Origin of the sequence: Halocatena salina (assembly GCF_023115355.1) — an archaeon.
Lineage (GTDB): Archaea > Halobacteriota > Halobacteria > Halobacteriales > Haloarculaceae > Halocatena > Halocatena salina.
The window spans coordinates 286,297-305,729 of record NZ_CP096019.1 but is presented as its reverse complement, the minus strand read 5'-3'; the positions used below and the strand labels follow the sequence as shown (position 1 = coordinate 305,729).

General features: G+C 58.6%; 21 protein-coding genes. 9 read left to right on the top strand and 12 right to left on the bottom strand.

Going from position 1 to position 19,433, the window contains the following annotated elements; translation table 11 throughout:
- Positions 1-145 precede the first annotated feature (145 nt).
- From MW046_RS01560 to MW046_RS01520, 9 genes are all read left to right on the top strand, one after another.
- Positions 146-418, top strand: a complete 273-nt coding sequence (locus tag MW046_RS01560) for an NADH-quinone oxidoreductase subunit J (protein ID WP_247993816.1) — start codon at positions 146-148, stop codon at positions 416-418.
- Positions 415-771, top strand: coding sequence for an NADH-quinone oxidoreductase subunit J family protein (locus MW046_RS01555; protein WP_247993815.1), 357 nt, complete (start codon positions 415-417; stop codon positions 769-771). Before MW046_RS01560 ends, MW046_RS01555 begins: the two co-directional genes overlap by 4 nt.
- Positions 768-1,070: an NADH-quinone oxidoreductase subunit NuoK gene (nuoK, locus tag MW046_RS01550; RefSeq protein WP_124953296.1), complete on the top strand. Its 303-nt coding sequence runs from the start codon at positions 768-770 to the stop codon at positions 1,068-1,070. The genes MW046_RS01555 and nuoK overlap by 4 nt, the downstream gene beginning before the upstream one ends.
- A gap of 4 nt (positions 1,071-1,074) precedes the next feature.
- A complete protein-coding gene (gene nuoL, locus MW046_RS01545; RefSeq protein ID WP_247993814.1) occupies positions 1,075-3,108 on the top strand; it encodes an NADH-quinone oxidoreductase subunit L in 2,034 nt (677 codons plus the stop codon).
- A complete protein-coding gene (locus MW046_RS01540) occupies positions 3,105-4,700 on the top strand; it encodes a complex I subunit 4 family protein (protein WP_247993813.1) in 1,596 nt (531 codons plus the stop codon). The genes nuoL and MW046_RS01540 overlap by 4 nt, the downstream gene beginning before the upstream one ends.
- A gap of 98 nt (positions 4,701-4,798) precedes the next feature.
- Positions 4,799-6,241, top strand: a complete 1,443-nt coding sequence (locus MW046_RS01535) for an NADH-quinone oxidoreductase subunit N (protein ID WP_247994792.1) — start codon at positions 4,799-4,801, stop codon at positions 6,239-6,241.
- 106 nt (positions 6,242-6,347) lie between these two features.
- On the top strand, positions 6,348-7,823 hold the full coding sequence (locus tag MW046_RS01530) for a DHH family phosphoesterase (protein WP_247993812.1): 1,476 nt from the start codon (positions 6,348-6,350) through the stop codon (positions 7,821-7,823).
- A 59-nt stretch (positions 7,824-7,882) separates the two neighbouring features.
- Positions 7,883-8,692 carry a CBS domain-containing ParB/RepB/Spo0J family partition protein gene (locus MW046_RS01525; protein ID WP_247993811.1) on the top strand — a complete coding sequence of 270 codons (810 nt, stop codon included), beginning with the start codon at positions 7,883-7,885 and terminating at the stop codon, positions 8,690-8,692.
- Positions 8,693-8,747: 55 nt separating this feature from the next.
- A complete protein-coding gene (locus MW046_RS01520) occupies positions 8,748-9,722 on the top strand; it encodes a Gfo/Idh/MocA family protein (RefSeq protein ID WP_247993810.1) in 975 nt (324 codons plus the stop codon).
- A gap of 22 nt (positions 9,723-9,744) precedes the next feature.
- Here MW046_RS01520 and MW046_RS01515 read toward each other — a convergent pair whose 3' ends face one another.
- The 12 genes from MW046_RS01515 to MW046_RS01460 form a co-directional block, all read right to left on the bottom strand.
- A complete protein-coding gene (locus MW046_RS01515; protein WP_247993809.1) occupies positions 9,745-10,914 on the bottom strand; it encodes a pyridoxal-phosphate-dependent aminotransferase family protein in 1,170 nt (389 codons plus the stop codon).
- 64 nt (positions 10,915-10,978) lie between these two features.
- A complete protein-coding gene (locus MW046_RS01510; protein WP_247993808.1) occupies positions 10,979-11,401 on the bottom strand; it encodes a hypothetical protein in 423 nt (140 codons plus the stop codon).
- Positions 11,398-12,633: an outer membrane protein assembly factor BamB family protein gene (locus tag MW046_RS01505; protein ID WP_247993807.1), complete on the bottom strand. Its 1,236-nt coding sequence runs from the start codon at positions 12,631-12,633 to the stop codon at positions 11,398-11,400. Before MW046_RS01505 ends, MW046_RS01510 begins: the two co-directional genes overlap by 4 nt.
- Positions 12,634-12,834: 201 nt before the next feature.
- Positions 12,835-13,332 (bottom strand): hypothetical protein, encoded by a 498-nt coding sequence (locus tag MW046_RS01500; RefSeq protein ID WP_247993806.1) that lies wholly within the window; start codon positions 13,330-13,332, stop codon positions 12,835-12,837.
- A 30-nt stretch (positions 13,333-13,362) separates the two neighbouring features.
- A complete protein-coding gene (locus MW046_RS01495) occupies positions 13,363-14,388 on the bottom strand; it encodes a tyrosine--tRNA ligase (RefSeq protein ID WP_247993805.1) in 1,026 nt (341 codons plus the stop codon).
- Between the two features lie 118 nt (positions 14,389-14,506).
- Positions 14,507-15,583, bottom strand: coding sequence for a methionine synthase (locus tag MW046_RS01490; protein ID WP_247993804.1), 1,077 nt, complete (start codon positions 15,581-15,583; stop codon positions 14,507-14,509).
- A complete protein-coding gene (locus MW046_RS01485; RefSeq protein WP_247993803.1) occupies positions 15,584-16,576 on the bottom strand; it encodes a 5-methyltetrahydropteroyltriglutamate--homocysteine methyltransferase in 993 nt (330 codons plus the stop codon).
- A 45-nt stretch (positions 16,577-16,621) separates the two neighbouring features.
- Positions 16,622-17,197: a HemK2/MTQ2 family protein methyltransferase gene (locus tag MW046_RS01480; protein ID WP_247993802.1), complete on the bottom strand. Its 576-nt coding sequence runs from the start codon at positions 17,195-17,197 to the stop codon at positions 16,622-16,624.
- The gene (locus tag MW046_RS01475) at positions 17,190-18,059 is read right to left on the bottom strand and encodes a 16S ribosomal RNA methyltransferase A (RefSeq protein ID WP_247993801.1); all 870 of its coding nucleotides are present in this window, start codon (positions 18,057-18,059) and stop codon (positions 17,190-17,192) included. The genes MW046_RS01480 and MW046_RS01475 overlap by 8 nt, the downstream gene beginning before the upstream one ends.
- A gap of 52 nt (positions 18,060-18,111) precedes the next feature.
- Positions 18,112-18,666: a DUF655 domain-containing protein gene (locus MW046_RS01470; RefSeq protein ID WP_247993800.1), complete on the bottom strand. Its 555-nt coding sequence runs from the start codon at positions 18,664-18,666 to the stop codon at positions 18,112-18,114.
- A 96-nt stretch (positions 18,667-18,762) separates the two neighbouring features.
- Positions 18,763-19,119, bottom strand: a complete 357-nt coding sequence (locus MW046_RS01465) for an RNA polymerase Rpb4 family protein (protein WP_247993799.1) — start codon at positions 19,117-19,119, stop codon at positions 18,763-18,765.
- Complete coding sequence (locus tag MW046_RS01460; protein ID WP_247993798.1) at positions 19,116-19,406, bottom strand: 50S ribosomal protein L21e; 291 nt, start codon at positions 19,404-19,406, stop codon at positions 19,116-19,118. Before MW046_RS01460 ends, MW046_RS01465 begins: the two co-directional genes overlap by 4 nt.
- Positions 19,407-19,433 lie beyond the last annotated feature (27 nt).

The following is a 19,433-nucleotide window of genomic DNA, read 5'->3' as shown; positions in this document are numbered from 1 at the left end:
TGCCATCAGTAACTTCCAGTAATAGAATGTATTATTATATTTTGTGTAGTTGATACAAATGTAAAGATAGACTGTCGTGATGGTGGCTGGCTGTTCTCCGTGCGTTCTCGAAATCTTCAAAGGGAAGCCAACATGAGGGACACTAATGGCAGTAGCACCGTATGAGACATTGGCATTCGCGCTGTTTGCCGTTATCACGGTGGGGAGCAGTTTGGGCGTCGTGCTCGTGCGCGACGTATGGCATTCTGCCCTCTTGCTCGGGATAGCGCTTCTTTCGGTTGCAGTGCATTATGTCATGCGTCAAGCGGCGTTCGTCGCCACGATGCAGATACTCGTGTACATCGGGGGAGTGTTGATCCTGATCACGTTCGCGGTCATGCTCACTCGTGATGATCCGATCGAGGAGGCGGTGACATGACGACTCGACCACGGTTGTATCTCGGTCGACACCTCCTGTCGGGATTGGCGGCAGTTGCGTTGTTTGTCGTTATGGCAGCGGCGTTTCTGTCGGCTCAATTTCCACCGGTACAGGGGTTCGAATCGGGATCAGTCACCGCAAGCATCGGGTACGCGCTGTTCGATCTGAGCGGCCCGATAGCCTCGGAGTATTTCCTTGTCGCGTTCGAGGTTATGGGCGTTCTCCTCGTGGCTGCGCTCACGGGAGCCGTGATGCTTGCGCGACGGGAGAGTGATTCCGACTCCGCTTCCGATGTTTCGTCGAGAGACGTTCGTACTGACGGTGGCACCGCGTCCACGGAGGACCGACGATGATCCCGTCCCAGTACTATCTCGTGCTTTCGGCGGCAGTGTTCTGTATTGGGCTGTTCGGCATCCTGACTCGTCGGAACGCGCTGATCTTTCTGATGAGCGTCGAGTTGATGTTGAACGCTGCGAACATCAATTTCGTCGCCTTTTCCATCCAGAACGGTAACCTCACGGGACAGGTGTTCAGTCTGTTCACGATAGCGCTTGCCGCCGCAGAGGTGGCTGTTGGGATCGGCATCATTCTCGTCCTCTATCGGAACTTCAATGACGTGGACGTGACGACGGCAACTACGATGAGGTGGTAATCCTATGGCAGGAGCCTTCGAATTTGCACCGGCAATCGCTGCATTACCGTTCGTATCGTTCCTGATCGCTCTCTTTGGGGGTCGGTACATGCCCAAAAAGGGCGCGTTCGCAGGAATCACGGCGACAGGAGGGTCGTTGTTGCTCTCCGTGTGGGTGTATTTCGCGGTGTTGACCTCCGGTGAGCCCCACCAGGAGATCGTTCACACGCTCGTCGCCGTCACTGATCCGTTCGCCCTCGAACTCGGCATTCTCATCGACCAACTGTCGGCATTGATGTTGCTCATCGTTTCGCTCATCTCCTTTTTGGTGTTCGTGTTTTCGTTGGGCTACATGAACGACGAGGGAGAAACCGGTCTACCTCGGTATTACGCCGGTTTGAGCCTGTTCAGCTTCAGCATGCTGGCCTTCGTCATGGCGTCGAACCTGTTCATGGCGTTCATGTTCTTCGAGCTGGTCGGGCTGTGTTCGTATCTCCTTATTGGATTCTGGTTTCGGGCAGACGCCCCGCCATCGGCGGCGAAAAAGGCGTTTCTCGTCACCCGGTTCGGGGATTACTTCTTCCTCATCGGCGTGGTCGGTGTGCTCGGGACGTTCGGCACGTCGGCGTTCGCTGGCGGGGCCGGGGCGGAAAGCTTCCCAGTACTGGCAGAACAGGCACTCGCCGGTGAAACGGCTGGGATCAACACGTTCGGATTCGATCCCCAGACGTGGTTCACCATCCTCGGGCTGCTGGTGTTGGGTGGCGTGATGGGAAAGTCGGCTCAGTTCCCGTTACACACGTGGCTACCCGATGCGATGGAAGGTCCGACGCCCGTCTCGGCGCTCATTCACGCGGCGACGATGGTCGCTGCCGGTGTGTACCTCGTCGCGCGCATGTACGGATTCTACGCGCTCTCACCGACTGCGCTCGCCATCATCGCCTTCGTCGGTGGGTTTACCGCACTGTTCGCGGCGACGATGGGTGTCGTCAAACGAGAGATCAAGCAGGTGCTCGCGTATTCGACCATCTCACAGTATGGATATATGATGCTCGCGCTTGGCGTTGGCGGATACGTCGCTGGCGTGTTCCACTTGACCACCCACGCGGTGTTCAAGGCACTACTGTTCCTCGGCGCGGGAGCAGTGATCGTCGCGATGCACCATGACGAAGACATGTGGAAGATGGGCGGGTTGAAAGAGCGCCTGCCGGTCACGTACTACACGTTCCTCGCAGGATCGCTCGCGCTCGCGGGGATCATCCCGTTCTCGGGCTTCTGGTCGAAGGATGAAGTGCTGTTCGAGGCGTTGCTCCGCGGGATGGACAACCCGATCTTCCTCGCCGCCTACGCGATGGGACTGCTCGGGGTGTTTTTCACTGGGTTTTACACATTCCGAATGGTCTTTCTCACGTTCCACGGTGAGCCGCGCACTACCGTCGCGGAGGACCCCCATCGCTTTGGCTGGAACATGAAGTTCCCGCTGGTGGTGCTCGGCGTGTTGGCCACGGTCATCGGATTCATCAACATGACGCCGATCGCGGAGTTGACCGGGGCACACATCGAGTTCCTCCACAGCTGGTTCGAACACGGGAGCGAGACGCTCACCGTCGAGCATTACGGTGGACTGCTCGAACAGTGGGCTGACTACGGAGAAGTGCACGCAGGATCGGCACTCGTGGTCGCCTCGGGAGCCGTCTCCTTGCTGCTCGCGCTCGCCGGAGCAGGGGCTGCACACGTCCTCTACAACGTTCCCGACCCGGACGAACACACGGACAAGCTCGGATCGATCAAGACGGTGCTGTTCAACAACTACTACCAGGACGAATATCAGGTATGGCTCGCAGAAGGTTTGACAGCGAACGTGGCCCGCGGTGCGGACACGTTCGATCAAGGAATCATCGACGGCACTGTCAACGGTATCTCTAGCGTTTCGCTACACATCGGTGATCGTGCCCGTCGCGTCCAAACCGGTGACGTCACCAATTACGCTGCGCTGCTCACGGTCGGTCTGGTCGTGTTGCTGGTTGCCGTCGGCGTTCTCGGGGGGTGGTTCGTATGATGATCGAGCTACTCATCGGCATTTCCCTCGTGGGGGCCGCGGCCGTATTCTTGCTGCCTGATAAGTATTCGGCCCGGCTGTCGTTCGGGATCAGTCTACTTCCGATCCTCGGGAGTCTGTACATGTACGCCACCTTCGACGGCGTCGGTAACGCGTTGCTCGAAGGCAGCACGCTCGCCTTCGAGACGAAGATCAATTGGCTGAGTGTCGGTCCCTACGAACTGTTCTATCACGTCGGATTGGACGGTGTGAGCATGCCGTTGATCGTGCTCACGACGATACTGTCGACGCTCGCCATTCTGAGCGCGTGGACGCCCATTGACGAGCGGCAATCCCAGTTCTATGGGCTGATGCTTCTAATGGAGGCGAGTCTCATCGGCGTGTTCGCGGCACTGGACTTTTTCGTCTGGTTCGTCTTCTGGGAAGCCGTACTCATCCCGATGTATTTCCTCATCGGTGTGTGGGGCGGGCCACGCAGAAAGTACGCCGCGATCAAGTTCTTCGTCTATACGAACGTCGCATCGCTCGTAATGTTCGTGGGCTTTTTCCTGTTGGTGTTCGGGCTTGGTGATTCGATTCAGACGCTTGATCTCCCGGCGATCGCGGGGGCACTTTCGACGCCCGGCGCTGTGGGATCGATCGCGGGTATGTCTCCCAACACGGTGAAAGCGGTCGCTTTCTTCCTCATGTTCGCCGGCTTTGCGGTGAAAGTACCGGTCGTTCCGGTGCACACGTGGCTGCCTGACGCTCACGTCGAAGCCCCGACACCGGTGTCGGTGATCCTGGCGGGAGTGCTGTTGAAGATGGGAACGTACGCGTTGCTCCGATTCAACTTCACTTTGCTTCCAGAGATCGCACAGCAGTACGCGCTGATACTCGTCGCTATCGCTGTCCTATCAGTGATTTACGGCGCGTTGCTCGCGCTTGCTCAGCAGGACCTCAAACGAATCGTCGCCTACTCCTCAGTGTCGTCGATGGGGTATGTGATCCTCGGACTGGTCGCGTTCACGCTGTACGGACTGGGGGGAGCGACGTTCCAGATGATCAGTCACGGACTGATCTCGGGGCTGTTGTTCCTGGGTGTCGGCGTTATTTACAACACGACGCACACCCGAATGGTCGGTGATATGAGCGGACTCGCCGACCGGATGCCTGTCACTGCCGGGGCGATCGTGACGGGCTCGTTCGCTTACATGGGTCTGCCGTTGATGTCCGGCTTCGTGGCCGAGTTCCTCGTGTTCAGTGGTTCGTTCTCTGCGGACTTCGCGTACGCACCGTTGCTCACAGCGATCGCCATGTTCGGGATCGTCATCGTGGCGGGATACTACCTGTTTGCGATGCAGCGGACGCTGTTCGGGCAGTTCAGTGTGAGTACCGACTACGAGATCACTCGCGCCTCCGTCCACGATGTGGTGCCGCTGGTGGTGCTCATCGTGTTGATCATCGCGCTTGGGTCCGTTCCCGAACTCGTCTTTGACATGATCGAGGGCGCAGTCAGACCCATGACCGAACTCACGGCCACTCAACAGGCCGACGCCGGTCCTGAGATGCTCGGACTCGGTGTTTCGATTCTCGGAGGTGTTTTGCTATGAGTGTTGCAACCACGATCACGACACCGACAGCCCTGGTAGTGCCAGCATCGAATCAACCGTTGCAGCTCGGACTGGGGGGATATGAGGGGCTTGCGCCGATGATCATCCTCGGACTCACGGCACTCGCGTTGTTCACGATCGACAGCGTGTATCCCGAATCGAAAAACAACACGTTGTTGTCGGGTGTGACGGTCCTCGGCTCGCTCATTGCGCTGGTCGTCACGGGTACGCAGCTGTTGAACGGTGCCGGATCGACCGAGTTGTTCAGTGGTCAACTAGTGGTCGATGAGATGAGCCTGTTTTTCACGTTCATCTTCACTAGCGTCACCGCCCTCATCGCGCTCGCCAGCCACGAATACGTGGGTAAGCGGGAGTATCAGGGCGAATACTACGTGTTAGTGGTACTGGCGGCCATCGGAATGACACTCCTTGCGAGTTCGAACAGTTTCGCGACGGCGTTCGTGAGTCTCGAGCTCGCGTCATTGCCATCGTATGCGCTCGTCGCATACCTCAAGGACAACCGCGGCAGCGTCGAGGCTGGAATGAAATACTTCCTCATCGGCGCGCTTTCGTCAGCGGTGTTCGCCTACGGGATCAGCCTCGTCTACGCTGCGACGGGGAGCCTTCTGTTCACTGACATCGCAGCCACGCTCACCGACGGTATCGATGGGAGCCTCACTGGCGTGCTGGGAATCGGTGTGATGATGGTTCTCGGTGGTGTGGCGTTCAAAACCGCGAGCGTCCCGTTCCACTTCTGGGCACCGGAGGCTTACGAGGGTGCCCCAGCCCCCATTTCGGCGTTCCTTTCGTCGGCATCCAAGGCCGCCGGGTTCGTGTTGGCGTTCCGGATCTTCATCACCGCGTTCCCGGCTGACGCGATCGCTGGCGTCGACTGGGTGCTGGCGTTCCAGATCCTCGCGTTGGTGACGATGACGCTCGGCAACTTCGCCGCTGCCACCCAAGAGACGGTCAAGCGGATGCTCGCGTACTCATCGATCGGTCACGCGGGCTACGCGCTCATCGCGCTCGGCGCGATGACGGGCACTGCGAACCAGCCGTTCGTGCTCAGTGCGGGCATGCTCCATCTGCTCGTGTATGGATTCATGAACACCGGTGCGTTCCTGTTCGTCGCGTTGGCCGAGCACTGGGGAATCGGACGCACGTTCGAGGATTACAACGGACTTGCGAACAAAGCGCCGGTGGCCTGCGCGGCCATGTCCATCTTCCTGTTCAGTCTCGCTGGCCTGCCAACCGGCGGCGGGATGCTCTCGAAGTACTTCCTGTTGCTCGGTGCCGTCGAAGCCCAGACGTACGTGCTCGCAGTCGGGCTAATCGTCAACAGTGCCTTGTCGCTGTACTTCTACGCCCGGGTGGTCAAAGCGATGTGGATCGAAGAGCCGGCGAGTGATCTCTCCATCGATGGGTATCCGACCGGGCTGTACGCCGCGATCGTCGTGGCGGCAGTCGTAACGGTGTTGCTCCTCCCGGCGCTGTTCGTTTTCTCCGAACCGGCACTGACGGCTGGTAGCGGACTGTTCTGAACGCGGCTACCGTTTTATTTCGTCCCGTCGAAGCGCGACTCACGAAAGCGCACGATGTGGGAACTGAAAGAAGAAGTATTTACCGGCCGACTCCACTATGGAGTGTATGGTAACCCGGCTGGTGCTTGGGTGTGGGTCACTCGGGCAACTGCTGGCCGATACACTCGATGAGCGCCCCGGCGAGTTGCAGGTCATCGTCCGTAACACGGCTCGGGCCGAAACACTACGCGGTGACGGTATTCCAGCCGTCCAGACCGATGACTTCTCGCCGGAGGTACTCCGATCGGTGTGTAACCCGCCCGTAGATTCGATTCTAGTCGCGAGCGACGACACACGCCAGAACCACCGGACAGCACACACGGCGCGAGCAGCCTATCCTCAGGCGATGCTCGTCGCCTATCTGGGTGCCAGCGCTGACAACGAGATTCGCTCGGAACTGTCGTCGGTCGCCGATCGTGTGATCGATCCGGGGGCAGCGATCGCAGAGCAGGTACTCGCCTCTGCCGGTCGACAAGGCCACCGCGTCCGACAACTCCACCGCACGCTCCGGGCTATCGACGGCCGCCTCGCCGTCGTGATGCACGACAACCCCGATCCGGACGCGATCGCAAGCGCGCTCGCGCTGGTGGATCTCGCAGAGCGAGTAAACTGTTCGGCCGACGCATGTTATTCTGGTGATATTACTCACCAGGAAAACCGCGCGCTCGTGAACGTCCTCGATTACGATCTGCTTCATTTTGCGAGTGACGAGATCGATCTTTCCGAGTACGGCGGCATTGCGCTCGTGGATCACGCGCGACCGGGGGTGAACGATCCACTTCCGCCGGGAACTGAGGTAGATATCGTCATCGATCATCATCCGCCACGAAAGCCCGTCGAAGCTCGATTCGTCGATCTGCGGAGCGATGTCGGCGCGACGAGCACGCTACTCGTTGATTATTTCCAGAGACTCGACATCGTACCAAAGACACCGATCACCACCGGATTACTGTTCGGAATTTGGGTCGACACGAAGCAGTTCAGCCGCGAGATCGCTGTCGATGATTTCGAAGCTGCGGCGTATCTCACTCCGTTTGCGGACATGGGTATTCTCGCTCAGATCGAGGAACCCCAGATGACCGTCGAGACGTTCGAAACGATCGGTCGTGCGATTCGAAATCGCACTGTCAAGGGCTCGGTACTCACGAGCTGTGTGGAGTTCTTTCGGGATCGAGACGCGATCGCTCAAGCGTCCGATCGGTTACTCGACATTGATGGGGTTACGACTACGCTGGTCTATGGCATCCGTGACGATACGGTGTATGCTTCAGCCCGGACCCGAAGTACCCCTCTCGACGTGGGTGAAACCCTCCGTGACGCGTTCGATCAGATCGGTGACGCCGGCGGTCACGCGGACATGGCAGGCGCACAGATCCCACTCGGATTTTTGGGAGTCATCGAAGACGAGGAGGCTCCCGACGACGGACGCGATCGATTGATCGAAACTGTTCGGACGGTCATCGACGAACGATTTTTCGAGACGATTCGTGAACGCCCATCGTGGCAGCGAAACACTTCAGACGTTAATTCCGTTTATTGGTGACCGTCCATCAGTCACGTCGACCGGGAAACATTTAACCAGTACATACGTACACGAATATAATGGAAGACAGCGAGGGGAGCAAACCGCGCGTGAAAGATTACATGACTCGGGAAGTCGTGACTGTCAGCCCGGATGAGACCGTTGCTGACGTTGCTCGACGCATCGCCGAGAATGAAGGTCACAGCGGATTCCCGGTGTGTAACGGTCGATACGTACAGGGAATTATCACCGCGCGTGATCTCCTCCTCGCTGAGGAGGCGGATCCGATCTTCACGGTGATGAGTGAGGAACTCATCGTCGCCCATCCGGAAATGGACATTACCGACGCCGCGCGCGTTATTCTCCGATCGGGCATTCAGAAGCTACCGGTCGTCGACGACGCAGGGCATCTCGTTGGGATCATCTCGAACGCCGACGTCGTCCGGAGTCAGATCGAGCGTGCAACCCCCGGCAAGGTCGACAAACTCGTGCAGACACTCAAGAATATCCATGGCGTCGAGATGCGCCAACTCCGGCGGACCGTTTTGCTGTCGGAGCTCATTCCGACTCAAGGGAAGGTGTACACCGACGAGTTGGAGGGTCGGGTGTACGAACTCGAAAACGGTCTGGCCGAGCCGCTGGTCGTGATTGACAACGGTGGCCAACGACTGTTGCTCGCCGACGGTCACCATCGCGTGAAAGCCGCTGCCCGCCTTGGGATCGAGGAGATGGACGCCTACGTCATCGTGCTCAAAGAGCCGGTCCAGTTGGGTATGGCCGAAACAGCACGCAAAGGCGAACTGGAGGACATCGACGACATCGCTGTCGTCGATTACGCCCACCACCCGCTCATCGAGACGACGACCCGCCTACAGTCCGACTCCCGGTGATCGCCTCGGCGCCCAGTTCTCAAAGACTATACACACCCGGATCGCTGTTCTGTGTATGGAGTTCGGTGTGATAAGTACGGCAGGTATTGCCCAAAAGGCAGTTATTCCCGCGATACAGAAAACCGATCATCACCTGCGATGTATTAGCTCCCGGAGCGAGCGCGCGGCTCAAGCGACCGCCGACGCGTTCGATATCCCGCAGTGGTATCCGAGCTACGAGGGGATGTTAGACGATGATCGATTGGACGCTGTGTACATCCCACTTCCGAACGCACTTCATGCAACATGGGTGAAGCGGGCGGCTGACGCCGGGTTACACGTGCTCTGTGAAAAACCGCTCGCAGTCGATGCGGATGCGTGCCGGGAGCTACGACAGTACTGTGCGGATCGTGACGTGATCCTGATGGAAGGATTCATGTACCGGTTTCATCCCCGGACCCGACGAGCACTCGAACTCGCTGACGACTCGCTCGGTCGGCTCACGTCGTTCCGGTCGGGTTTCAAATATCCGCTTTGGGGGCGACCAGACGACATTCGACTCGATCCACAGCTCGACGGCGGGAGTCTAATGGACGTGGGCTGCTATCCCATCAACGCGGCGCGGCTCTTTCTCGGCGACCCGGCCGCCGTTACCGGCGTGTTACACGACGCCCGCGACTCTGGCGTCGACACAGCCATGACTGCTTTATTGGAGTACGAATCGGGGCTGTGTGCCACGGTCGAATCGAGTTTCGACACACAGATGGAGCAGTACTACCGGATCGAGGCCGAAAACGGTTGGATCGAGACCCACACGGCGTTCGACATCGACAGCACCGAACAAGCGACGCTCGAGTATACGGTCGACGGACGACGCGGTACGGAACGCTTCGATCCCGTCGATCAGTACGAACGAGAGATCAACCACTTCGCCCGCTGTGTCGCCGACGACAGCACGCCCGAAACGGACGCCTGCGATGCCGAGAAGAACATGGCCGTTCTCGACGCGATCGTTCGAAGCTCCGAATCGAACGAACGAATCGAACTATAGCGTGCTCACGATCCGTGGGTTCTCACAGCTCTAATTGCTGTCGGGCCGCATCGACCCCATCCGTCACCGGACAGTCGACGCCGATCTCGGTGAGAGATTCACCGACCGTCCGCACGCCACGGAGCACCTGCTCAGCCGTGAGGTTCCCCATGTTGCTCACCCGGAAGATCTCGCCACCGAGGTGGGCTTGGCCGCCGCTGATGGAGACGTTTCGTTCACCAACCGCGTCGAAGAACGCTTCAGGCGACTCTTTCACCGACTCAGGCAGATCGATCGCCGTGAGGGTGTTCGAAAGCTGAGTCGGACCCTCGACCGTCGGGAACGAATCCAGTCCGAACGCCTCGAACCCAGCACGGAACGCGCGTGATTGCCGTCGGTGGCGGCGGATTCGGGTGTCCATCCCCTCCTCGCGGATGTTCTCGACGGCGACTGCGAGCGCTCGGAACAACGGAACGGCGCTGGTAAACGGCGTTTGGTTGTCCTCTGATTTCCGGAGGTGCCAATCGAGATCTTCGTAGAACGGTGCCGACTCACCGGTCGCTGCCGCTGCTGCCCGGTCGGTGACGTATATCGCACTGATACCTGGCGGAGCAGCGAGCGCTTTTTGAGCGTCGGTGAGCGCGACATCAACGTGCCAATCGTCGATGTGGAACGCATCGCCACCGATGCTCGTGACCCCATCGACAACGAACAGCGCGTCGTGTTCGGACGCGAGTTCACCGACTTCGGCAACCGGGTTGAGTAGTCCCGTACTCGTCTCGTTGTGGACCATCGTGACGAGATCAGTGTCGTCAGTGATCGCTCGGTCGACTGCGTCGAGATCGAACGATTCGCCCCACGCGACTTCGACGGGGGTGATGCGGGCGTGACGCTCCGCGATCCGCTTGAACCGCCGCCCGAACTTCCCGTTGACGAGCGCGACGATCTCACTATCGGCGTCGGTGAGATTCGCCACCGCCATCTCCATCCCCATCGTCGCCGTGCCGTTGAGGATGAGACTCGTTCCGTTGCCCGTCGTCCGTCCGTCGAGCGTGGACTGACTGAAGACGTAGTCGAGGTCGCGCTGTGCGCGTTCGTAAGTTGCTTCGAACGCCGTCGACCGGTGTGACACCAGCGGCTCGTCCATTGCCCCACGTACGTCGTCTGTCAGCGGTACTGGTCCCGGGTTCAACAGAAGGAACTCGTCCGACATACTCACATCTACCCCCTCGAAGGGATAAGCACCGCCTTTTCTCACAATCCTCGCCGTTTTTGGGCTATCCCCACGGGAGGAGTTCCCGCCAGTCGTCGGTCCAGACGGCGACACAGCCGATCGCAAGCGCCGCGATCCAGCTCAAAAGGGCGGTCACGATGTAGTACAGCGACCCGCTCGTCGGTGGATCTAACGATCCAGTCACCATCGCCAGCACAGCAAACACGAGAGCGGTCGTCCACCCGAATCGCAAGATGGGTTCCGTTTTGCTATCTGAATATGAAAAATAAATAAAAACTGTCGCACACGCTGTCAGGATGCTGCTCGCGTACAGCGGCAACCGAAACGGCTCGTTGATCAGTGTGACAGAAAGTACGGCAGTGAGACCGAAGGTTATAGCACCCATAAGAGCGATCCAGAGGGTCACGAGCTGGTCAATTTTGGTAAACCCGTTCCGGATGTTCTGGAGTGCGCTTTCGTCGCTCATGACTGGTCGGTGAAAGCGTACAGCGTCTGGTCAAGCACAATGTACAGCGTGGAGCCTGCAAGAACTGACGCGGTGATCGATGTGGACACGTGGTCCTCCCCGACTTGCACGCGAAACCGTTCGTTTCCGGTGACTTTGTCGAGTGCGACGACGCCGTGTTCGAGGACAACGTACAGTGTCTCATCAGTGAGTGTTGCTGTCCTTCCGCCAAGGAGTCCGTGAATCTGCTTGCGCCACTGCACGTCCCCAGTCTGCCCATCGAGCGCGAGAACCTGATCGTGCCCGCCGAGTGCGAGATAAACTGTCGGTCCATCGGAAACAGGTCTGAGGTCGGTGTCGGATTCCACCACTGTCCGTCTCCATCGGATCGATCCATCGTCTACATTCAGGGCATGTAACGTTCCCGTCCCGCAGTAGACGGTGTCGTTCGTGATGCACGGCCCGCGGCTCAGGTCACTGTTATCGATATCTCGGGTCCATTCAACGGAGCCGGACGACGCTTCGACAGCACCGAACTGTCCGTCTCGACCGAGCACTGGGCCGACGACGTATCCTTGTGCATACGCTTGCGGGTGGACACCCGTGCCCGCCTCCGTTTTCCAGCGCTCAAGTCCCGCTGTGGCATCCACAGCCACGAGTGGCTCATCGCCTAACGACGAGAAGTACACCGTGGTGTCAGTAACAAGCGTCTCGTCCGGACTGAAGTTCGTTTCGTACCCCCACAGTGGACTGCCGTCAGCTGGATCGATAGCATATAGGACGGTTCTAGTAGTTCCCGAGACGATGAACAGCCGGTCGTTGCTGAGTGCTGGTGGCGCTTGGATCGACAGCGTGCCATCGTTCCACGGATGCAGGCCGTCGGTCCATGGAAGCGTACCGAGTCTGTTCGTCTGCCACTGTGGTTCTCCGGTTTCTGCATCAACCGCGAGCAGCTTGTCGTACGTCGAGAGATACACTTGCTCGCTCGAACAAACGAGTCCCCGAAACGAGTGGTCGTCTCCAACTGTGGTTTGCCACGCGACGGCTGGCTTTTCTGTTGGACCATCAGCCTGTGTGTATCCGGTTCGTGCCGGATCATGTCGTTCCATCGGCCACGCAGTACGCTCGACCGTCTCCGTAGATTCGACAGGCTCCATGAACCACCGTCGAGGGAGCACAACGCTTCCGGTGGCCGCGCTGAGACCGACCGCGAGGGCCTTGCGACGGGTGATTGGAGACCGCTCTTTGGGCATGTATGGTACTCTTGTTCTGTTATATTATATTTGTCTTCTATCATTGATAAGTAGATAGGACTGCTGAGAGAGACGATGCGACCGTGAAACGGCTCCGGGGTGCTTTCTCCGGACGAGGCTGCTCAGTTTGAGCGGCGGTCCTTCGAGCGGTCATCCGATCGTATCGGAGAGTATGATATCGGTACAGAAGAACCGCGGGCGCTAGTAGGTTATCGACAACCCATCACTTTGTGAACTGTTCGTGGTGTAGTCGATGAGTCCGACCATCTCACGAACAGTGATGAAATTCGTCGTCGTGTTCGAACCTTCCGGGAGATAGTAGCGAATAGTACCAGCGTTGATCTCAGCGACGATGGCTTTGTGAACGTTGGGATGCTCTTTCAGCAGTTCCTGTCGAGCGTTATTGAGATCGTCAGGCCCCTCGTCGTATTTGTTCTCCAAAATAGCTTGTCTCACAGCGTCCTGTATCTCGATGCCTGTGTCCTCGGGGCGATACGCCATCGGTCGCCCGAAGTCGTTCGCTACAAACACGATCAGCTCTCCTTCCTGTCGTTCGTTCAATCTGCGTACCGTCCCTGCGACGATCTCACGGTCGAACAACGACCGTGTTTCGCGGAGCCGGGCCATCTCACGCCGCAGAATCTTATATCTCTCGTGAGGATTATCGGTGTTACTGTACTCCGCCATCCAATCGGCCATGGCGGTGTTTTTCTCTCACGAGCAAATCAATTACTCGGGATAGGCCGTTTCGAGCAACTCGGGATCGTCTCGCAGTGCCTCGCCGACGGGGGCGACGATCTCGGCAATCTCGCTTGCGGCGGCGTTTTTCAAATCCTGTGGGTGGAGTTCCTCGCTGAGGAAATCCGCTTCGAGTTCTTCGTAGCTCTCATACACGAGGTCGCCGCCGAACTTCTCAGGGCGCTCAACGTGGAAGGATTTGTCGCGCTCTTCGAGCACCGGGAAGAGGAGATAGCGGACGTATTCGAGTACACCGTTGTCCTCTGTCTCGCCTTGTGGGCAGTACGCTTGGTTTAACTTCTCTTGAATCTCCTCGGAATCGTCCGTCAGACCCACTTTCGAGGATTCATCCGAGGCGCTCATTTTCCCACCCGAAAGCCCAGACAGCAACGGCGCGAACGCACACACCGGCTTCTCATAGCCCCATTTGGGGAGCAGTTCGCGGGACAGCATGTAGATCCCTCGCTGATCGATGCCGCCGTAGGCCACGTCGGCTTCGAGCGCCGCGACGTCGAGCGACTGCATCAGCGAGTAGAGCACGCCGCCAAGCTTCGGATTTTCGCTCTGACGGACGACTTCGCTGCCAGCGCGTTGCGCACGTTTGATCGTCGTATCGGCCGCCATCTGGAGGAGTTCGAGAGTGTACTCCGAATCGAGTTCGAACTCGCTTCCACGCACGAACGTGAGCCGGTCAGCCGACGCACCGGCGGTTTCGATCATCGCCTCGATCGCAGTTCGGTAGTACCGTGATCTGGCATCGAGCAGTTCGAAAGGGCTCTTTTCGTCGTCCAAATGGGCGTGTAGATCCGCGATCAACACCGTCACGTCGAATCCTGCCCGGATGAAATCCGCGAGCTTGCGGATCGTGGTGAAATGACCGATATGCATCTCGCCGGTCGGCGCGTAGCCGATGTACACGGTTGGCTGCTCGCGGGCCAACAACTCATCGAGTTCCTCCTCGGTAACGATCTCCTCCGTGTAGCGGGTCACGAGCGCCCGCCGCTCGGCGGTGTCCATGCTCCCGCTTTCTTCGTGGTTCGAATAAATGGTTCGCTACGAGAGCACGGTAGCGATCCCGCCATACCGTCGCGTCAAGCTGCCCGGCGAGAAACAGACGCCCCGGTATCGTCCGTTCTCAGTCGTCGGCGCTCGCTACGGGCGCACTCACGTCGATCGTTCCTGCGTCCAGTTCCTGCTCGATTTCGCGGGCGGCTTTGACCATGTTCTCCATTTTGCCGTAAGCGATCTTCCGGGGAAGCAGTTTCAACCCACAGTCCGGACTGATCGTGAGCTGCTCGGGTGGAACGACCTCCAAGCCCTTCTTGATGTTCGCTTTGATCTCCGGGACGGACTCGACCGAGGCAGTGTGAACGTCAACGACGCCCAATGCGAGATCCTTCGTGAATGCCGTCTCTTTGAACACCGACAGCTGATCGTAATCACCGTTGGCGAGTTCGAGATCGTACTCGTGGACTGGATACTCGAGAATCTCGGGATAGATGCGCGAATAGTCCCCATAACAGACGTGCAGCCCCAGCCGAACGTTCTCGGGGATTCCCGCGGAGATGGTCTCCAAACACTCTCCGACGATGGCATGGTCGTTTGGAGTGGTCGCAAGTGCGGGTTCGTCGATCTGGATGTACCGCGCGCCTGCGTCCACGAGTCGGCTGATCTCCTCGTTGACCAGTTCGGCCACGTCGTAGGCCAGTTCTTCCTCAGTTTTTTCAGTCTCGTTGAAACTCCAGTTAGCGAGCGTGTACGGTCCCGTGATCGGCACTTTGACGGGACGGGCAGCGATGCCATCGGTGAACGCGAATTCGTCAACCAACCACGGTTCGTCGTACTCGACCTCCTGCGTGATCGAGGGCTTGTCGAAGTAGTTGTGTCCCCAGACCTTCACTGGTCCGTTGAACTCGTATCCTTCGATCCGATCGGCGAAATACTCGACCATCTCGGTACGGCGCATCTCGCCGTCGACGACAACGTCGAGTCCGGCCCGTTCGTGTTCGTCGGTAATGACCCGTGCAGCGTCGTCTTTGGCCTCCTGCCACTGCTGTCGGTCGAACTCCGCATCACACCCCAATTCATCCTCGTGGAGGTCACGAATGCGGTGGAGCCATTTCGGTTTCGGATAACTCCCGACCACGGTCGTTAGCAGGAAATGATCGTTCGGATGCTCCTCCGGTCTGAACTGTTCGCGCGTATCAGTCATCTATGCGTGCACCTCCTCGGCGGTCGCTGCCTCGCCAAGCGCGTCAAGTTTCTCTTCGAAGCGGTTCATAGGTAGATAAAACAGCCCGGTGTTTGGTGTCGCGTACACCGTCTCGAAGTCGGCTCCTGGCGTGTTTTCTTGGACCCACTCGATCCGTTCGCGGATCGTGTCGGCCTCTTCTACCCGGGTGTTCTGCCCGTCGACGACGCCGAGTGCGACGTCGTCTTTCGTTCCGTACTCGTTGATGTTATAAAGGGAGTCCTCGTGGTCGGTCACGAAGTCGTATCCCACAGCGTCGATGTCGGCGTCAAGTAGGTGGGCGTGGACCTTCTCGGGCAACGCGCCGAAATACGTGTGCACGACGACATCCGTGTCGATCGCGCTTGCGACCGTGTCGATCGCTTCGCTCGCCGTAGCGTCCCGTCCATCCCCCGGTGGGGTTTCGACCAGCGACGGTTCGAGAACGAACAGCGTTTCGACCGACGGGAACGACTCGATCTCTCCGGACAGGAATTCGGCGACTGCACCGAGAAATTCATCGTCATCCCCGTAGTATTCGTCGCTCGCAAGCTCAGAAAGCGAGTACGGTCCCGGAACGACCGCTTGCAATCCATCGACATCCCCAGCACTGGCGAGATCAGCCGCCATATCACCGCTTTCGGTCAACTCGCCGGTGACGACCGGCTCCCGATAGAAATTGTTGTTGTCGTAGTACCGAACGATTCCCCCCGTCTCGACGTTGTCGTGGACGGTCAGGGGATGAGCGAGCATGTCGTCCCAGCGCGCCTGTCCCTCGACGATACGATCGAGACCTGCTGTCTGCTGGCGCTCGATCAACTCGGCTCGGACGCGGTCGTACACCGCTGAAACCGCCGCTCCCTCGTCACCATCGACCAGATCGCTCTTCTGATGTCCTTTCAGATCCGATAGCTCCGTTTTTGCTGGATCCGGGAGCGGGAACAGCCCCGGTGTGGATGCGACTACGTTCACCATTGGCGCGGGCTACGCAATCCCTACAAATAATATTTTCTACTGAGTCTAATGTTTCGTGGTAATTTCGAGGACGACGAGCGTTTCGAACGGGACGGATTCCTCTCCGACGACAGTGGTTTCACAGCCGTTTTCGTCGGCGCGTTCGGCAACGGCGTCGAGATCAGACAGCGTGCTGGCGACGAGATACGCCCGTCCGGACGGATCGAGCACCGACCCAAGCGCATCGAGAAAGTCGTTAATGACGGCCCGGCCGGTAGGTCCACCCGAAAGGGCGTACTCCATCCAGTCGTCCCACTCCTCGTCCGGGTCGGTCGGCAGATACGGCGGGTTACACAGGACGACGTCGAACGAGCCACAGATTCCATCAATGAGGTCCGTTCGAACGACGTCGACACCGTGGCTGTGGGCCTGCTGGCAGGCGTGTGGGTTGACGTCCGTTCCTAGCACGGTCGCTTCCGTCCGTTCTTGAACGATCGAGGCGACGTAGCCCGACCCCGTCCCGACGTCGAGTACCCAGTCGTCGGCACGGATGCGCTCACACGCGGTGGTGGCGAGCAGATGCGAGTCTTCGGCGGGTTGATACACTTGTTCGACATCGCGTTGTTCACGCGGATCAGTCACGGCTGTCCACCTTCGGCTCGCCGTGTTTGAACGCCGAACGGGCCAGCGCCGCGAACTGGCTGGGCGAAAGATCCCCGGGGCGTTTACTCAGCGTTTCGTCCTCAATGGCAGACACGACGTTCTCGGGGTCCCTGAGGTTCGAGATGTGGACGGTGTTGCGGATCGCGTTGCGAACCGTCTTTCTGCGCTGTGTGAACACTGCCGTCACGAAGTCCAGAAAGAATTCGTCGTCGGGAACCGTGTACGTTGGTGTGTGTGGCACTACACGAACCACGGCACTCTCGACGGGTGGTGATGGGGAAAACGCTTCTCTGGGGACTGGCTCGACGATCTCACACTCTCCGTAATGGCCGGCCGTGACCGACAGCCGCCCGTACTCGTCGGTGCCCGGATCCGCGGCCATGCGTGCAGCGAACTCCCGCTGGACCATCACTACTAGCGGAATGGAACGCGGTAGCAACCGGAACAGAATGTCACTGCTCGCGCTGTAGGGAAGATTCGATACCGATGCAGTCACATCGGGCAACTCGACGTCGAGTGCATCCCCTTCGATGACCGTCAACCGATCGGTCGTGATGGCGTCCTCGAACTCCGATCGGAGAAATTCCACGAGCGCCGGATCGCGTTCGATGGCTGTCACCCGTTTGCCGTGTTCGAGGAGTCGGTCGGTGAGCGCTCCTGTTCCCGCACCGATTTCGAGTAGATGGCTCCTGTCGGTATCTGTCGGAAGATACCCTGTCAGTCGGTCGAGCACACGATCGTCGACGAGAAAGTGTTGGTCGTGGTTTGGATCGCCAGCCACGCCCGCCCGAGCGATGAGCGCGTCGGGATCACGAAACGACCGAGAGGACGAATCCTTCATCATCCCGACGTACGCCATGGCGTTGCAAAACGGTTCGCTATCGACGTGGGGATCAGCCGACGAACGATCGGTATTTCAGATCTTCCTCCCGAAGCTCCTCGTGGATTCGTTCCCCGAGGATCTCGCGGGGGTTGTGCAGGCCGGAAACGCGATCTTCGAGATCTTCGAAACTCTCGAACGGTGTGCGTTTTCGCTCCTCTAATATGTTGTTTCGGAGCTTCTTCCCGATACCGGGCAGTAGATTCAACTGGTGGAGGCGGAGTGTGATCGGTTGGGCTTCGTTGTAATACTCCACGAACCGCTGTTCGTCGTCGTCGATGATCGCCCGGATGGCGTATTCGATTTCGGAGCGCGCACTGGTCGTAAGCTCATCGTAGGAAACTGGTCGGGTTCGATCGACGCTTTCACCGTCGAGTGCCACCGTGTCGCCGATCGACACCGATGCGTCGTCGCTCAGTACACACTCGAGGAGTTCGAACTCCTCGATCCCGATGACGTGTGCAAGTGACGGCTTCTTGTATTGGGGACGATCGTCGTCAGGACGCCCGTGAGGGAGGTAATCCAGTACGACAGCGGAACTCGATTCCCCGGTTTCGGCATCACTCATATTCCGTACAAAGGGGACCATCTACTTAAGTGAACTACCCGGAACATTGGTATGGAACGACCACAGGAACACGACTGGAAACCGATCGGCCAGCAATCAAACGTACTGTGCGATGATATTTAAGATCTCGTCGAGCTCCTCGCCCGACAGTGAGTAGCGTTCCTGAGCATAAACTGCACGGAGTTCGTCTCGGGTTTGTGGAAGAAGGTTAACAATTTTGAACGCGGTCTGCGTCTCTACTTTCTCGTGTTCCTGTAGCTCTTCGACGAGCGCGCGCGAATCGTCGGCACTCAGCTCGGAGAATCGGTTGACGTGCTCGATTGCGCGCGCGAGTTCATAGCGCATCTCACGCTCCTCATCGGCGGCGCGCTCGGCTTCGATCTCGGCGAGCAACTCTTTGACCTCCGGGATCGTGAGGTGCTCTTCCTCGATCTTCTCTTTGAATATCGTCATCGCTGCCGGCGGAGGTGAGCTGGACGGGAGATGAGCGTCTTCTGTGAGCCGCCGTCGGTGATCTGAACCTTGAACGCTCGTCCTTGTTTGCCAACGACTTCCCCAGTGGTACCGTCAAAACGGGGATGGAACCGTCCTTCGTGAACGCTCGGATCGATCTTGAGGTGGACCGTCTCGCCCACCTCGAACTCTTCGACCTGTTGTTGTGGAGGTGTGGTCCCCCTGTCTCGGGGATCGTTCGAGAGCTTATCGCGGGTGCTGTTAAAGGGTCCGTTGGAACTCGGCATTTCCAGTACGTACCCCGGTGAGAGATA

Coding starts and splice junctions, on each gene's coding strand:
- MW046_RS01560 (WP_247993816.1), top strand. CDS start 146: ATGGCAGTAGCACCGTATGAGACATTGGCATTCGCGCTGTTTGCCGTT.
- MW046_RS01555 (WP_247993815.1), top strand. CDS start 415: ATGACGACTCGACCACGGTTGTATCTCGGTCGACACCTCCTGTCGGGA.
- nuoK (WP_124953296.1), top strand. CDS start 768: ATGATCCCGTCCCAGTACTATCTCGTGCTTTCGGCGGCAGTGTTCTGT.
- nuoL (WP_247993814.1), top strand. CDS start 1,075: ATGGCAGGAGCCTTCGAATTTGCACCGGCAATCGCTGCATTACCGTTC.
- MW046_RS01540 (WP_247993813.1), top strand. CDS start 3,105: ATGATGATCGAGCTACTCATCGGCATTTCCCTCGTGGGGGCCGCGGCC.
- MW046_RS01535 (WP_247994792.1), top strand. CDS start 4,799: ATGATCATCCTCGGACTCACGGCACTCGCGTTGTTCACGATCGACAGC.
- MW046_RS01530 (WP_247993812.1), top strand. CDS start 6,348: ATGGTAACCCGGCTGGTGCTTGGGTGTGGGTCACTCGGGCAACTGCTG.
- MW046_RS01525 (WP_247993811.1), top strand. CDS start 7,883: ATGGAAGACAGCGAGGGGAGCAAACCGCGCGTGAAAGATTACATGACT.
- MW046_RS01520 (WP_247993810.1), top strand. CDS start 8,748: ATGGAGTTCGGTGTGATAAGTACGGCAGGTATTGCCCAAAAGGCAGTT.
- MW046_RS01515 (WP_247993809.1), bottom strand. CDS start 10,914: ATGTCGGACGAGTTCCTTCTGTTGAACCCGGGACCAGTACCGCTGACA.
- MW046_RS01510 (WP_247993808.1), bottom strand. CDS start 11,401: ATGAGCGACGAAAGCGCACTCCAGAACATCCGGAACGGGTTTACCAAA.
- MW046_RS01505 (WP_247993807.1), bottom strand. CDS start 12,633: ATGCCCAAAGAGCGGTCTCCAATCACCCGTCGCAAGGCCCTCGCGGTC.
- MW046_RS01500 (WP_247993806.1), bottom strand. CDS start 13,332: ATGGCCGATTGGATGGCGGAGTACAGTAACACCGATAATCCTCACGAG.
- MW046_RS01495 (WP_247993805.1), bottom strand. CDS start 14,388: ATGGACACCGCCGAGCGGCGGGCGCTCGTGACCCGCTACACGGAGGAG.
- MW046_RS01490 (WP_247993804.1), bottom strand. CDS start 15,583: ATGACTGATACGCGCGAACAGTTCAGACCGGAGGAGCATCCGAACGAT.
- MW046_RS01485 (WP_247993803.1), bottom strand. CDS start 16,576: ATGGTGAACGTAGTCGCATCCACACCGGGGCTGTTCCCGCTCCCGGAT.
- MW046_RS01475 (WP_247993801.1), bottom strand. CDS start 18,059: ATGAAGGATTCGTCCTCTCGGTCGTTTCGTGATCCCGACGCGCTCATC.
- MW046_RS01470 (WP_247993800.1), bottom strand. CDS start 18,666: ATGAGTGATGCCGAAACCGGGGAATCGAGTTCCGCTGTCGTACTGGAT.
- MW046_RS01465 (WP_247993799.1), bottom strand. CDS start 19,119: ATGACGATATTCAAAGAGAAGATCGAGGAAGAGCACCTCACGATCCCG.
- MW046_RS01460 (WP_247993798.1), bottom strand. CDS start 19,406: ATGCCGAGTTCCAACGGACCCTTTAACAGCACCCGCGATAAGCTCTCG.